The organism is Archangium sp. (assembly GCF_036388035.1).
GTDB lineage: Bacteria > Myxococcota > Myxococcia > Myxococcales > Myxococcaceae > Archangium.
Genome location: NZ_DASVSO010000380.1, coordinates 1 through 14,067 on the forward strand (window position 1 = coordinate 1; position 14,067 = coordinate 14,067).

12 protein-coding genes and 1 pseudogene are annotated in these 14,067 nt (G+C 70.6%); 10 read left to right on the forward strand and 3 right to left on the reverse strand.

Features of this window, described 5'->3' with window-relative positions; translation table 11 throughout:
- The 3 genes and pseudogenes from VF697_RS15460 to VF697_RS15470 all read right to left on the reverse strand — a co-directional run.
- Positions 1-293: pseudogene (locus VF697_RS15460) on the reverse strand (hypothetical protein); the annotation flags it as partial.
- Positions 290-2,899 (reverse strand): PBP1A family penicillin-binding protein, encoded by a 2,610-nt coding sequence (locus VF697_RS15465; protein WP_331095684.1) that lies wholly within the window; start codon positions 2,897-2,899, stop codon positions 290-292. The gene VF697_RS15465 and the pseudogene VF697_RS15460, both read right to left, overlap by 4 nt.
- Positions 2,900-3,010: 111 nt before the next feature.
- Positions 3,011-4,033 (reverse strand): tetratricopeptide repeat protein, encoded by a 1,023-nt coding sequence (locus tag VF697_RS15470; protein ID WP_331095686.1) that lies wholly within the window; start codon positions 4,031-4,033, stop codon positions 3,011-3,013.
- A gap of 264 nt (positions 4,034-4,297) precedes the next feature.
- Between VF697_RS15470 and xth the strand changes: the two genes are divergently transcribed.
- The 10 genes from xth to VF697_RS15520 form a co-directional block, all read left to right on the forward strand.
- The gene (gene xth, locus VF697_RS15475; RefSeq protein ID WP_331095688.1) at positions 4,298-5,068 is read left to right on the forward strand and encodes an exodeoxyribonuclease III; all 771 of its coding nucleotides are present in this window, start codon (positions 4,298-4,300) and stop codon (positions 5,066-5,068) included.
- 180 nt (positions 5,069-5,248) lie between these two features.
- On the forward strand, positions 5,249-5,749 hold the full coding sequence (locus VF697_RS15480) for a hypothetical protein (RefSeq protein ID WP_331095690.1): 501 nt from the start codon (positions 5,249-5,251) through the stop codon (positions 5,747-5,749).
- Positions 5,750-5,803: 54 nt separating this feature from the next.
- Positions 5,804-6,733 carry an acyl-CoA dehydrogenase family protein gene (locus VF697_RS15485; protein WP_331095692.1) on the forward strand — a complete coding sequence of 310 codons (930 nt, stop codon included), beginning with the start codon at positions 5,804-5,806 and terminating at the stop codon, positions 6,731-6,733.
- A gap of 150 nt (positions 6,734-6,883) precedes the next feature.
- Positions 6,884-8,527, forward strand: coding sequence for a GMC family oxidoreductase (locus VF697_RS15490; protein ID WP_331095694.1), 1,644 nt, complete (start codon positions 6,884-6,886; stop codon positions 8,525-8,527).
- Between the two features lie 65 nt (positions 8,528-8,592).
- Positions 8,593-9,534, forward strand: a complete 942-nt coding sequence (locus VF697_RS15495) for a glycerophosphodiester phosphodiesterase (RefSeq protein WP_331095696.1) — start codon at positions 8,593-8,595, stop codon at positions 9,532-9,534.
- Positions 9,525-10,010, forward strand: a complete 486-nt coding sequence (locus VF697_RS15500) for a hypothetical protein (RefSeq protein ID WP_331095698.1) — start codon at positions 9,525-9,527, stop codon at positions 10,008-10,010. The genes VF697_RS15495 and VF697_RS15500 overlap by 10 nt, the downstream gene beginning before the upstream one ends.
- A gap of 133 nt (positions 10,011-10,143) precedes the next feature.
- On the forward strand, positions 10,144-12,159 hold the full coding sequence (locus tag VF697_RS15505) for a S8 family serine peptidase (RefSeq protein ID WP_331095699.1): 2,016 nt from the start codon (positions 10,144-10,146) through the stop codon (positions 12,157-12,159).
- Between the two features lie 302 nt (positions 12,160-12,461).
- Entirely contained in the window at positions 12,462-12,764 is a 303-nt protein-coding gene (locus tag VF697_RS15510; RefSeq protein WP_331095702.1) for a hypothetical protein, read from the forward strand.
- Positions 12,761-13,087 (forward strand): hypothetical protein, encoded by a 327-nt coding sequence (locus VF697_RS15515; RefSeq protein ID WP_331095704.1) that lies wholly within the window; start codon positions 12,761-12,763, stop codon positions 13,085-13,087. Before VF697_RS15510 ends, VF697_RS15515 begins: the two co-directional genes overlap by 4 nt.
- Before the next feature lie 54 nt (positions 13,088-13,141).
- Positions 13,142-14,067, forward strand: a 926-nt coding sequence (locus tag VF697_RS15520) for a carbon-nitrogen hydrolase family protein (RefSeq protein ID WP_331095706.1), incomplete at its 3' end; no start/stop codon positions are given.

Genomic DNA, 14,067 nt, shown 5'->3' on the forward strand with positions numbered 1-14,067 from the left:
ACGGGCGAGGGGGCCTCCAGCACCACGGGAGCGAGCCCGGCGGAGGCGAGCCGCGAGGCGAGCAGCGTGCCGAAGGCGCGCCGCAACTCGGGCGTCCCCCCGGAGAAGGACAGGGCCACGGGAGCCTCGGGCTTCACCGCCCGCACGTTCGAGGCCACGGCCTGCGCGAGCCGCTCGAGGGCGGACGTCGGCACGGGCGCCGGAGCGGCGGGGGCGGGCTGAGACGCGGGGGGTTGAGCGGCCGGAGCGGGCAGCGCGGCCAGCAGCAGCGCGGCGGCGAGGGCTCGGCTCACAGTCCCCCCCGACTGCCCTCCTGGAGGAAGAAGTCGCTCGGGCTGACGTGGCCGGGCGGGGGCGCCTCGGCGGTGGGCTGGGTGCCCTCGAGGAAGGACTCGAGGCGGCCGGGCACGGAGTTGCCGGCGAGCAGGCCGGTGGCGGGATCGATGCGCACCTGCACCACGCCCGCGGGCACCTCGAACTCGCGCGAGGGCAGGTTCTGGTGGGCGACGCGCATGAAGTCCAGCCAGATGGGGAGGGGGGCGCGGCCACCCGTCTCGGAGCTGCCCAGGGGCGAGTGGTCATCGAAGCCCACCCAGGCGCTGGCGACCCAGTCCGCGGTGAAGCCGGAGAACCAGGCGTCGCGGTTCTCGCTGGCGGTGCCCGTCTTGCCGGCGGCGGGGCGGTTGAGCTCCGTCACCGCCTTGGCCGTGCCCTCCTCCACCACGCTGCGCATCAGCGAGGTGGTGAGGTAGGCCACCGCCGGAGGCAGCGTCTCCTCGAAGGCCGGCTGGTGCTCCTCCAGCACCTTGCCCCGCGCGTCCGTCACCTTCAGCAGCATGAGCGGCTCGGCGTAGCGGCCGTTGGCCTGCAGGGTGGCGTAGGCGTTGGCGGCCTCCAGAACGCTCACCTCGCCGGTGCCCAGCGCGAGGGTGAGGTTCTCCGGCAGCGCCGAGCGGATGCCGGCCCGGCGGGCGAAGTCGATGGCGGTGGCGGGGGTGATCGCCTCGATGAGGCGCACGGACACGGTGTTCTTGGACTTGGTGAGCGCCTCGCGCAGCGTCATGGGGCCGTCGAAGGCGCGGTCATAGTTCTGCGGCTTCCACGTCTTGCCGGTGTACGGGTCGCGGATGGCCTCGGGGGCGTCGTTCACCGTGCTGATGGGGGTGTAGCGTCCGCTGCCGAGCGCGGCGCCGTAGAGGAAGGGCTTGAAGGACGAGCCCGGCTGGCGCCTGGCCTGGGTGGCGCGGTTGAAGGACGAGCGCTGGAAGTCATAGCCGCCCACCAGGGCCACCACGTTGCGGTTGCTCGGGTTGATGACGACGAGGCCGCCCTGCACGAGCGGCACCTGGTCCAGCGTGGCCTCCAGGAGCGCGGGCGTGGGCGTGACGCGCAGCACGCGCACGAGCACGAGATCTCCCGGCTTCATCACGTCCGACATCTTCGCGGGGGCGCCCTTGCCCTTGAGGCGTGCCCAGGGGACGGTGGAGAAGGGAATCTCCGCGATGCGGCCCACCAGATCCACGCGGGCGCGCTTGCCCGCGTCATCCACCTGGGTGACGAGGCCCGTCACCCGCAGGCCCTCCTTGAGGGGCTCGAGCTTCACGTCGCGCGCGAGCTTCTCGTCGGCGGAGAGCGTGGCCTCCTCCTCCTCCTCGGCGGGCGTCACCACGGGCTCCTCGGCCTCGGCCGGCTTGGGCGTCGGCTCGCCGGACTGGGAGAGCGAGGCGAGGTCGGCCACGTAGGCGCCCTCCTTCTGGCGCCGGCCCGCCTCCTCGATCTGCCTGGCGATGAGGGGCTTGAGACGCTCGAAGCGCGCGGGCTCCAGCGTGCCGAGGGCGCCGCGGTAACCCTGGCGCCGGTCCACCGCCTCCAGCCCCTTGCGCACCGCCTCGTCGGCGGCGACCTGGAGCTTCGGGTCCATGGCGATGTCCACGCGCAGGCCCCCGGTGAGCACGGCCTCATCCCCATAGCGGGCGACGAGCGTGCGGCGGATCTCCTCGGCGTAGTAGGGGCCCACCTCGGGCGGTGGCCTCGGGGCGAGCACGATGGGCTTCTCCAGCTCCTTCTCCACCACGTCCTTGGGGAGGAAGCCGTGCTGGGCCATCTGTCCCAGCACATAGCGCTGGCGCTGCTTGGCGCGGACGATGTTCCGCTCCGGGTTGATGCGGTTGGGTGACTGCACCGTGCCGCCCAGCACCGTGGCCTCGCCGATGCTCAACTGCTTGGCCTGCTTGCCGAAGTAGTAGAGCGCCGCCTCCTCGATGCCGCTGCGGCCCTGCCCGAAGTAGGACTGGTTGATGTAGAGGCCGAGGATCTGGTCCTTGGTGAGGGCCTCCTCCACGCGCGGGGTGAGGATCCACTCGCGAATCTTGCGCGAGAGGCTGCGCTCGGGCGTGAGGAGCATGTTCTTCACCACCTGCTGCGTGATGGTGGAGGCGCCGGACTTGCGGCTGCCGGGGATGAGGTTCTTCACGGCCGCGCGCGTCATGCCGAAGACGTCGAGGCCCGGGTGCTTGTAGAAGTCGGCGTCCTCGGCGGCGAGGAAGGCGTCGCGCACGTGGGGCGGCAGCTGCGTGACGTCCACCACGGTGCGGCGCCCCTGGGGCATGAAGAACTCGGCGCACACGGAGCCGTCGGCGCACCGCACCTTGGTGACCTGGGGCAGGGCGTAGTTGCGCAGCGCCTCGGCCGAGGGCAGGTCCCGGCTGTAGTAGAGGTAGGCGCCCCCGATGACGAGCGCGAGCAGCACCACGCCCACGGCGGCCAGGACGAGGAGCCGCTTCGTCCAGCGCCACAGCCGGGGGCCGAAGCCGGGACGGGCCGGGCGCTCCGGAGGAGTCGAGGGGCCGGCGGGTGGGGTGGATTCAGGCTGGGAGCGCATGTCTCGGGCCGAGTTCATGGGAAGCGGGGACATCAAAAGGTGGGCGACGTTAAACCGCCAGGAGGGAAAACCGGAATGGGCCAGGTGGCCTGCCGGGCGGTGGGCCTCACGAGGGCTCGGGGGACCCCCTCATTCGGGGCACCCCGGGGACTGCCTGTTCTCGAGGAGCTTCAGCACATCGACGGAGGCGTGGGCCTCGCGATTCAAGCGCTCCCGGTTGAGGCGGGCCTTGGAGTCCGTCGGAGACAGGCGCGTGGCGGTGTCATACGCCATGCGGGCCTCCTCGAGGCGGCCGAGCCGCTCGTAGGCGAGCCCCAGGTTGTTGTGGACATAGCCCACGTGGGGCAGCACGTAGGCGGCCTGGGCGAGCACCTCGGCGGCCAGCGCGTCCTGGCCCGTTCGCAGGTAGGCCAGCCCGAGGTTGTTGAGGGCATACCCGTGGTACGGGTCGAGGTGCACGGCCTGTCTGAAGCGGAGGATGGCCTCGTCGAGCTGGCCGGCGGAGAGGTGGGCCCGGCCGAGCACCTGGTAGATTTCGGGGTACTCGGGATCGAGCTCGAGCGCGGCCTCGGCGGCGCGGAAGGTGCCCTCGGTGTCGCCCAGCTCCAACAGGAGGCGGGCCTGCTGGACGAGGGGCTCGGGGCCGTCGGGGAAGAGCCGCGCGAGCTCCGCGTAGGCCGCCGTGGCGAGCTGCTTCTGACCGGAGAGGCGGGCCAGGCGGATGACGGTGTCGAGGGCGGCCTCGGCCGCATCCACGTCCTCGGCGGCGTCGTGGACGGCGCGGCGGGCCTCGGTGAGCGCACCCGAGCTGTCTCCCTCCTGGCTCAGCGCGCGGGCGCGAGCGAGGTGGTCCACCGGGTAGAGGTGCTCCTCGTGGGAGAGCCAGAGCGTGTCGGCGGGCTCGGCGAGAGCGAGATCCTCGGGCGCCACGGGGAGGGGGCTGGCCGTCTCGGGGAGGCCATCGGTCAGCTCGGGGAGCGCCGGCGCGGCGCGCAGGGGGCTCTCGCCGCCGGCCTCTCGCGAGGGGGGCACCGGGGCCGCGGTGCGCGGCTCGACGGTCGAGAGGAGTCCGTGGGCCCGTCGGCTCTGGCCGACATCACAGGCGGCGAGGGAGAGGACGGCGAGGCAGGCGGACAGGATGGTGTTCCTCATGGTGCGGCTCCTTGTCGGGAGGAGCCCACTGCGATGCGCGTGCCAACCGCCCCCTCCCTCTGGGGGAAGGCGGAAGTGAGGGTTGGCGAGGACGCCTTCCCGCTCCCCGGGCAGGTGCGGTGCGGCCCGGTGGCCACACCCGAGGACTCCCGGGGGCCGAGGGCCCGGGTGACACAGGGCGCTACAGGACCCAGGAGGGTGTACCCCCGAGGGGGCGGGGAAAAATCGTGACGGGGGCGGAGGTGACGTGCGAAGTTGGGCGGGATGAAGATCGCCGCCTGGAATGTGAACTCGGTCCGTGCCCGCCTGGATCGGCTGGTGGACTGGCTGAAGAGCGCTCAACCCGACGTGGTGTGCCTGCAGGAGCTGAAGTGCACGGACGCCGAGTTCCCGATGGAGGCCGTGCGGGAGGCGGGCTACCACGCCGCGGTGCACGGGCAGAAGACGTACAACGGGGTGGCCATCCTCGCGAAGGTGGAGCCGACGGACGTGGTGCGGAGCCTGTCGGACGGAGTGGACGACTCGCACGCGCGGCTGATCGCCGCGACGGTGAATGGGGTGCGGGTGGTGAGCGCCTACGCGCCGAACGGGCAGGAGGTGAACTCGCCCGCGTACGAGTACAAGCTGCAGTGGTACGGGCGGCTGCGGCGCTACCTGGACTCGCGGCACAAGCCGGGCGAGCCGCTGGTGCTGTGCGGTGACTGGAACGTGGCGCCCGCGGACCTCGACGTGTGGGATCCGCCGCTGTGGGAAGGGCAGACGCTCTGCACGCCGAAGGAGCGCGCGGCGCTGCGCGAGCTGTGCGCCTTCGGGCTGACGGACACGTTCCGCGAGCTGCACCCCAACGAGCAGCGCTTCAGCTGGTGGGACTACCGGATGCTGGCGTTCCCGAAGAACAAGGGGCTGCGCATCGACCACATCTTCGCGACGGCGCCGATGGTCAGGCGGCTGGTGGCGGCGGACGTGGACCGCGAGGCGCGCAAGGGCAAGCAGCCCTCGGACCACGCGCCGGTGTGGGCCGAGTTCAAGGACTGACGCCCCCGCGGCACCCAACAGGTAGGCCACCGTTTTCCAGCCAGAGTGGGTTGGACGACACTCCTGGAAGGCAATGGATTGACGCGCGGGGGATTTCGTTGGTGCCCCCTCTTGCATCCAAAGGCCGAGGGGTGGTGGGCTTATGGAGTTCGCAGCCGCGTCCATGAGCCGGGAGCCGGGATGAAGAGAACCGACGAGCTGCTGCTGCTGCGCCTGGCGAAGGTGACCCACCGGACGCGCGCGGTGCTGTGTGCACTCGCCCTGCGCGGCAAGGCGCTTCGCCAGGAGCAGCCCGAGAAGGCCCGGTGTCTGCTGGTGGTCGCCGCCGAGCACGCGTTCTACCGCTCCAGCCGGCTGGTGTTCGACATGGCGGAGGTGGCCGAGGCCCTGCGCGATGGGCCGCCGCCCGCGCACATCGACGACGAGATGCTCTCGCAGCTCATTCGTCCGGTGGCCGAGTCGCTGGACATCGCGGACGTGGTGGCCCTCTGTCACTCGGTCTCGGAAGGTGTCGAGGGCGAGCCCGCTCGGAGGTCCGAAGCGAAGCGCGTCCGCACGGACCTGCCGCTGCAGGAGCCGGCGGACGCCCTGTTCGAGCTGATCGTCCTCGGCATCGTGGCCGAGCTGCTGCGCCTTCCCGGCGGAGCGAGGTCGCACCGGCCGGTGGCCGAGTTGGCCTGAGGCCGTCTCACGCCGCGCACGGGCTCTCCTGGGATGGCCTAGAGTGGCGCGCTCATGGATGAGATCCTGCGCTTCCTCCTCACCGAGTCGCCCGCCCCGGAGCCCCAGGGCTCCGTCGGGGACTGGTGGGCGCGGCACCTGCGGCTGACCTCGCGCTTCTCCCTCCCGGTGGACGTGGCGTTGGCCGCGGGCTTCGCGGCGGATCGGCTCGGCTACGCGTTCGCCTCGGGCTACCACTCCGCCCTGCGCTCACTGCTCCCGGAGCTGTCGCGTGAGCACCGCTACGCGCTGTGCGTCACCGAGGCCGAGGGCGGACACCCCGCCGCCATGCACACCCGGCTCACCGGCTCGGGCGAGGGCCCGCTGCGCCTGGAGGGCACCAAGGCCTTCGTCACCCTGGGCACCGCGGCGGACGTGCTGCTGGTGGTGGCCACCGAGGGCCAGGACGAGCAGGGGCGCAACCGGCTCCGGCTGGTGCGGCTCGACGCGCGCCGCCCGGGCGTGACGCTCACCGAGCTGCCCCCGCCTCCCTTCGTCCCGGAGGTGCCCCACGCCGAGCTGCGCCTGCATGCCGTGGAGGTGGCGCCCGACGAGGTGCTCCCCGGCGACGGCTACACGCGCTACGTCAAACCGTTCCGCACGGTGGAGGACTGCCACGTCTTCGCGGCCGTGCTCGGCTGGCTCCTCCAGGTGGCTCGCCGCTCGGGCTGGCCGGACGAGGTGCGGGAGGAATTGCTCGCCCTGGTGGTGACGATGCGGGGACTGGCTCAGGCGGCCCCGGCCTCACCGGCCGTACACCTGGCACTGGCCGGGGCGCTCGACGTGTGCCGGCGGCGGGTGGACGGGCTGGGCGCACTCTGGGAGCAGGTGGATCCGCCCACGCGCGAGCGTTGGGAGCGGGACCGCCTCCTGCTCAACGTCGCGGGGAAGGTGCGCGCGAAGCGCCGGGAGGCCGCTCGGCGGAAGCTGACGCCTTCGGAGTGACACCGCGCGTGGCCCGCCTCTCTCCAAAGAGGGCCCCGGTCCGCCGAATCTTGGACTCGCGCCCGTGAGCAAGCCCCCCGAGCAGGGAGGGAAGCGCACCCAGCGTGGGTCTCATAAGCTGTGAAAAATCCCCTCAGGGGGGAGGACTCGATGGAATTCGACTGCGACTGGCTCATCGTCGGCTCTGGCTTCGGCGGCAGCGTGAGCGCGCTGCGCCTGACGGAGAAGGGCTACCGGGTGGTGATGTTGGAGAAGGGCCGGCGCCTGGAGGCGAAGGACTTCCCCAAGACGAACTGGGACCTGAAGCGGTGGCTGTGGATGCCGCAGCTCGGGTGGCGCGGCCTGTTCAAGATGACCTTCTTCCGCCACGTCACCGTGCTGTCCGGGGTGGGCGTGGGCGGAGGCTCGCTCGTCTACGCCAACACGCTGCCCATCCCGAAGGATGACTTCTTCCAGGCGCGCTCCTGGGGGCACCTGACGGACTGGAAGTCCGAGCTGGCGCCGCACTACGCCACCGCGCGCAAGATGCTCGGGGCCACGGTGAACCCGCTGCGCACGCTGCCGGACGAGGTCATCCAGCAGGTGGGCAAGGACATGGGCCGCGAGGACTTCCAGCCCACCACGGTGGCCATCTACTTCGGCAAGCCCGGGGTGACGGTGCCGGATCCGTACTTCGGCGGCGAGGGCCCCGAGCGCACCGGCTGCAACTCCTGCGGCGCCTGCATGACGGGCTGCCGCGTTGGGGCCAAGAACACGCTCGACAAGAACTACCTCCACCTCGCCGAGAAGCGCGGCCTCACCCTCCATGCGGACACCGAGGTGACCTGGGTGCGCCCGCTGCCCGGGGGCGGCTACGAGGTGGAGGCGCTCGAGGGGACGTCCCGCTTCTTCCGCCGCAAGCGGCGCTTCACCGCGCGCCACGTCGTCTTCTCCGGCGGTGTGCTGGGCACGGTGGACCTGCTGCTCAAGCTCAAGGCCCACCCGGACGGGCTGCCCCGGCTGTCGGAGCGGCTCGGGGATGCGGTGCGCACCAACTCGGAGGCGCTCATCGGCATCGTGGCCGGCGACAGCAAGCGCGAGAAGGACCTGTCCACGGGCATCGCCATCGGCTCCATCCTCCACACCGATGAGCACTCGCACCTGGAGCCGGTGCGCTATGGCGCGGGCTCGGACTTCTTCCGCTCCCTCATGGCGCCCTATGTCACCGGCACCACCGTCCTCTCGCGGCTGGCGAACCTGGTGGGCGTCTTCCTGCGCAATCCACTCAAGGTGACGCGGACCTTCTTCCTCCGCGACTTCGCCCGGAGGACGATGATCCTCCTCTACATGCGCACGCTGGATGGACACCTGCGCATGCGGCGCGGGCGCGGGCTCTTCACCGGAGGCAGCAAGGGGCTCCAGACCGGGCTGCAGGAGGGCCCCGCGCCCACCGCCCACATGCCCGAGGCCGCCGAGCTGGCCCACCGGGTGGCGGAGAAGCTGGACGGCATGCCCATGACCATGGCCACCGAGTCGGTGCTGGGCATCCCCACCACCGCGCACATCCTCGGCGGCTGCTGCATGGGGGACTCGCCCCAGACGGGCGTCATCGACGCCCAGCACCGCCTCTATGGCTACGAGGGCCTCTACGTCGTCGACGGCTCGGCCATGTCCGCCAACCCGGGCGTCAACCCGTCCCTCACCATCACCGCGCTCGCCGAGCGCGCCATGACCTTCATCCCCGCCCGCCAGCAGGTGGACTCGGAGGCGAAGGCCCCCGAGGCCTTCGCGCGCCCCCTCGCCGTCTCTGGGTGAAGCCCGCGGACACCGCGGGTCGAATGGCTGGACCCTGGGAGCCCGTGGTACGAAACGGGCCCCCCATGACAACGACCAGGTGGAATCGAAGAGGAGGCGCGCTCGCCTGCGCGCTGCTGCTGGCCACGGGCTGCGGCCTGGTGGATGCCCCCGGAACGCCGCGCGTGGTGGCGCACCGCGCTGGCTCGGGCAACTACCCGGAGAACTCGCGCTCGGCGGTGACCGCCGCGCTGCACGAGGGCTACCCGGCCATCGAGGTGGATCTCGTCCTCACCCAGGACCGCATCCCCATCCTCTCGCATGATGCGTGGATCGATGCGGACCTGTGCACGTTCACCAAGGGCTCCGAGGAGTTCGAACCGCGCCGGCTGCCCGAGGACTCGCGCCTGCCCATCAAGGACTTCACCCTGGCGGAGCTGTGGCGCGACTACCGCTGCGGCGGCTTGGGTGATGCGGAGAAGCCCGAAGCGGTGAAGGTGGCCGACCGGTACTTCACCTTCGAGGAGCTGCTCTCCGCGCTGAAGGGCTACCCCGACGTGGTCGTGCAGCTCGATATCAAGGAGGACCCTCGGTACACGGAGTCCCCCGAGGTCTTCGCCGAGGAGATTCTCGGCCGCTGGAACGCGGCGGCGCTGCCCAACCGCTTCTTCGTCACCTCCACCCGGGGCGAGCTGCTGAAGGCCTTCCAGGCGCACCAGGAGCTGGAGGCCCTGCTCATCTGGCCGACCTTCAGCGCGGACGAGAGCAACGTGCTGACGGCCGTCCGCAACGAGCTGAAGCGCACCGTGGGCGCGCAGGAGCTCATCCAGCTCGCGCGCGACGCGGGAGCGGATGGCATCGCCGTGGCCTACCCGGTGGCGGACCGCGCCGCGATGGAGGCGGTGCGCCGCGCCGGGCTGAAGACGGCGGTGTGGACGGCCAACACCGAGGCCCAGCTCGCGTCCTTCTGCCGCTGGCCCCTGGACTACCTCATCACCGACTACGTGGAGCGTGCGCCGTGCCGTTGACCCTCTCCCTCGTGACCGCGAGCCTCGCCCTGGCCGCCGCGCCGGTGCGGTTGGATCGCGTCGACGTCCTCAGTGAGGACGCCGGCTCCTTCCTCCACTACGACCTGCCCATGGCGGGCGCCTACGCGCCGATGACGGGCGTGCGCTTCCTCGAGCAGGTGAAGGTGGTGCTCGCCCTGCCGGTGGACGGGCTGTACGCGGGGGCCTCGGTGGCCTCGCAGTCGCTCGCCTACGAGGGGCCGCTGTGGCGCACCCAGGATGGGCGCGGCCTCTTCTGGACGGCCAGCGTCCACACGCGGCTGCTGATGCCCTATGGCGCCCACGCGGGCGTGGCCTGGCGCTTCGGCTTCCTGCGCCTGGGTGTCGGGGCGAGCGCCTCCTCCGAGGCCACCTGGGCCCGCCCGGCGTGGACCGAGTGGAAGGTGCTGCCCACCCTGGCCCTGGGCTTCGGGCCCAACGTGGCCCCGGGGCAGTAGGGCGTCCGGCCTCCGGGGTTCAGAGTCCGCTAAAACGAGAAAAACGGTATTGACGGGTCAGGCCGGAAAGCGCTTGATTCACCGCTCGCATCCCTTTCTCTCACCCGCGGTCCTCCACCCCCGGAGGTTTCACATGAAGCTGAAGCTGACCCAGGCCCTCCTCACCTGCTCCCTGCTGGGCGCCGCCGCGTGCGGCGGCCCGATGACCGAGGAGGAGCTGCAGCAGGGCATCCTCCCGTCCAAGGAGGTCGGCCAGGTGGCCCAGCTCCTGCGCAAGCCGAAGTCGGTGCCGGACGAGTACATCGTCGTGCTGCGCGACGATGTGAAGAGCCTGGTGGGGGTGCGCGCGGCGGCGGTGGCCGAGGAGATGGCGGCCCCGCGCGGTGGCCAGGTGCTGCACGCATATGAGCACGCGCTCAAGGGCTTCTCGGTGCGGATGCCCGAGGCGCGCGTGCGCGAGCTGCTGGCGGATCCCCGCGTGGCGTACATCGAGGAGAACGGCGTGGTGTCGGCGTCGGGCACGCAGACGAGCGCGACCTGGGGCATCGACCGCATCGACCAGCGCAACCTGCCGCGTGACTCCACCTACAACTACAACGTCGATGGCACCGGGGTGCACGCGTACATCATCGACACGGGCATGCGGCTGACGCACGCGCAGTACACCGGGCGCGTGGGCAACGGCTTCGACGCCATCACCACCGGCGGCACCGCGGCGGACTGCCACGGCCACGGCACGCACGTGGCGGGCACCGTGGGCGGCACCACCTGGGGCGTGGCGAAGAAGGTGACGCTGCACCCGGTGCGCGTGCTGGACTGCACGGGCAACGGCACCGACGCGCAGGTCATCGCCGGCCTGGACTGGGTGGCGGCCAACCACGTCAAGCCGGCCGTGGCCAACATGAGCCTCGGCGGCGACGCGTCGCAGGCGCTGGATGACGCGGTGGAGCGGATGATCACCGCAGGCGTGGTGACGGCCGTCGCCGCGGGCAACGACAGCGGCAACGCCTGCAGCTACTCGCCGGCCCGCACGCCCAACGCCCTCACCGTGGGCTCCACCACCAGCAGCGACGCCCGCTCGTCCTTCTCCAACTACGGCACCTGCCTGGACATCTTCGCGCCGGGCTCAAGCATCACCTCGGCCGCGTACTCCAGCGACACTGCCAGCACCTCCATGAGCGGCACGTCCATGGCCTCGCCGCACGTGGCGGGCGTGGCGGCCCTCTACCTGCAGGCCAACCCCTCGGCCACCCCGGCCCAGACGATGGCGGCGCTCACCACCAACGCCACGCCGAGCAAGGTGACCAGCCCGGGCACCGGCTCCGTCAACCTGCTGCTCTACAGCATGTTCATCACCGGCGGTGGCGGCGGCGGGGACACCACCGCGCCCTCCACCTCCATCACCGCTCCGGTCGGCGGCGCCTCGGTGAGCGGCACCGCCACCATCAGCGCCAACGCCTCGGACAACGTGGGCGTGAGCCGGGTGGAGTTCTTCCTGGGCAGCAGCCTGCTCGGCAGCGACACCACGGCCCCGTACAGCTTCGACTGGAACACCGCCAGCGTGGCCAACGGCGGCTACTCGCTGACCACCAAGGCCTATGACGCCGCGGGCAACGTGGGCACCTCGTCCGCGGTGTCCGTCACGGTGAACAACGCCACGGGCAGCTGCTCCATCACCGAGCAGCTCCTGCTCAACCCGGGCTTCGAGAGCGGCGCCGTGAACTGGACGACCACCTCGGGCGTCATCGATGGCACCACCTCGGGGAGCACGCCGCGCACCGGCAGCTACAAGGCCTGGATGAACGGCTACGGCACCACGCGGACCGAATACGCCTACCAGGACATCACCATCCCCTCCACGGCCTGCAGTGCCTCGCTCTCCTTCTGGTACAAGATCACCACCTCGGAGACCACGACCACCACGGCCTACGACAAGCTGACGGTGACGGTGCGCGACACGGCCAACACGGTGCTGGCGACGGTGGCCACCTACAGCAACCTGAACAAGGGCACCGCCTACGTGCAGAAGACGTTCGACCTGGCGGCGTACAAGGGCCAGACCATCCGCGTCTACTTCAACGGCACGGAGGACGCCTCGGCGGCGACGAGCTTCTTCCTCGATGACACCGCGGTGAGCATCACCCGGTAGTCGCCCGGTGGTGGAGGAGGAGCTCGCCGCGGCACCTCCTCCACCTGTGGTTTGTAGAGGTTGCCTGGTTGAAAGGGAATCTCATGCGGCGGACGGCAGTGGCGCTGTGGCTCGCGGCTGGAGTGTGGACGGGCTGCGGGACGACTCGAGGGGAGCCGAGGCCCGTCCTCCTACAGGGTACGGCGCAGGCCTGTGCGCGCCACCCGTGGCTCTGCGCGGGCTACGACTCCGCGGAAGCATGGCGTCGTGCTCTCGATGCTGCGAGAGCCGTCAAATCAGCCGATGCGCTACTGGACGCCGCCATGGAGGAGCCAGGTCTCCTGGACGAGTCCACCCGTGTCCTCTCCAGCCCGGATCCCGAAGAGACGATCAAGCGGCTTGATGAGCACATTCATAAAGTCGAGAGTGTGTGCCCTTCCGGAAGCCCAGACCCGAACGACCCGAAACATCGGGACGTGAAGCACTGGAAGAAGGAGATTCGTGCCTTCTTGAAGAACTTGCGGCAAATGCTCAAGCGCATGCCCAACAACAAAGCCAGGCGTCAACCTGTCGAAGAAGCGCTCAAGCGTGGAGAGGATGCTCTGAGCCGCTGGGGCAGCTCATGATTGATGCGGAGAAGGCGCGGATTCTGACCCATGTTCTGGAGCGAGCCATGCTCAAGGTCGTTCCGGACGACAAGGTTCGCGATGAGATGGCCTTTCACATCGCGGATGTGCTGAGGGATTTTCTCCAGATAGGCCCTGTGATCGAGAAGGCCTTCGAGAAGGGCGACTTGTCGCGAAGTGATGTGGATGCGGTTCTGTCACTGCTGCTGACACACTGGCCGTATCACTTGAAGGGGCTCGCGAGGTTGCGGAAGAAGCTGAATGCCGAGCCTCGGGCCAAGAGGCGGCCCGCTCGTCGTGTCGCGGGGCGAAAGCGCTCCTGAGTGCCGCGGACCTGGGTACGTGGGCCGACGTGACCGTCTACAGTGGGTGCCCCCATGCGTTCGCTCGTCCTCGCTGCCCTCGTGCTGCTCGCGGCCTGTGCGCCCGGGCCGAAGTTGCCCGCCGATGACACCGTGTGCTCGCGCTCCTTCAGCGACGAGGGCGATGCGCGCGTCTTCGTGGTGGGGCACCGCTTCAGGCTGGAGGACGCCATCTCGTATGAGTCCTTCGAGGCCTCTTACGCGGAGGACCTGCGCGCGGTGGCGCCGTGCCTGTCCAAGACGCGGCCCAACCTCGTCGTCTTCCCGGAGGATTCGGGGCTGATCGCCTGGTTCGGTGGGCCTCGGGCACTGCTGGCGCGAGGGGCCTCGGACGTGGCGACCGCCTTCAACGCGATGTACGCGGGCTGGGCGCCAGCGGCGGATGCGTACCGCGAGCGCTTTCCCGGCATCTCGGCGGCCCGAGGGCTGACGCTGGCGCTCGGGGACGTGGCGTGGCGCTCGATGGACCGCACCTTCGGCGGCATCGCGAAGCGCTATGGGGTGCATGTCATCACCTCCGCGAACGTGCCGTACGTGCGCCGCGAGGACGCGCCGCTGCTGCGCGACCCGGCCGCTCCAAAGGGAGACCTGGCCTACGTGGCGACGGGCCCCGAGGTCTTCAACTCGGCCCTCTGGTACGGGCCGGACGGGAAGCTGGCGGGGCGGGTGGACAAGGTGTTCCTCACGGACCCCGAGGTGAAGGACCTGGACCTGTCCCCAGGCCGGCTGGACGCGCCGCTGGTGTTCGAGATGCCCTTCGGGCGCGTGGGCGCGGCCATCAGCCGGGATGCCTTCTACCCACCCTTCGTGCAGCGGATGGAGGACATGGGGGCGGAACTGGTGGTGCAGCCCGAGGCGTGGACGGACGGGTGGATGCTCGAGGACGCGCAGGGCGGCTGGCTGCCGGACGTCATCCTGGCCTCGGGGTGGAGCCACACGCA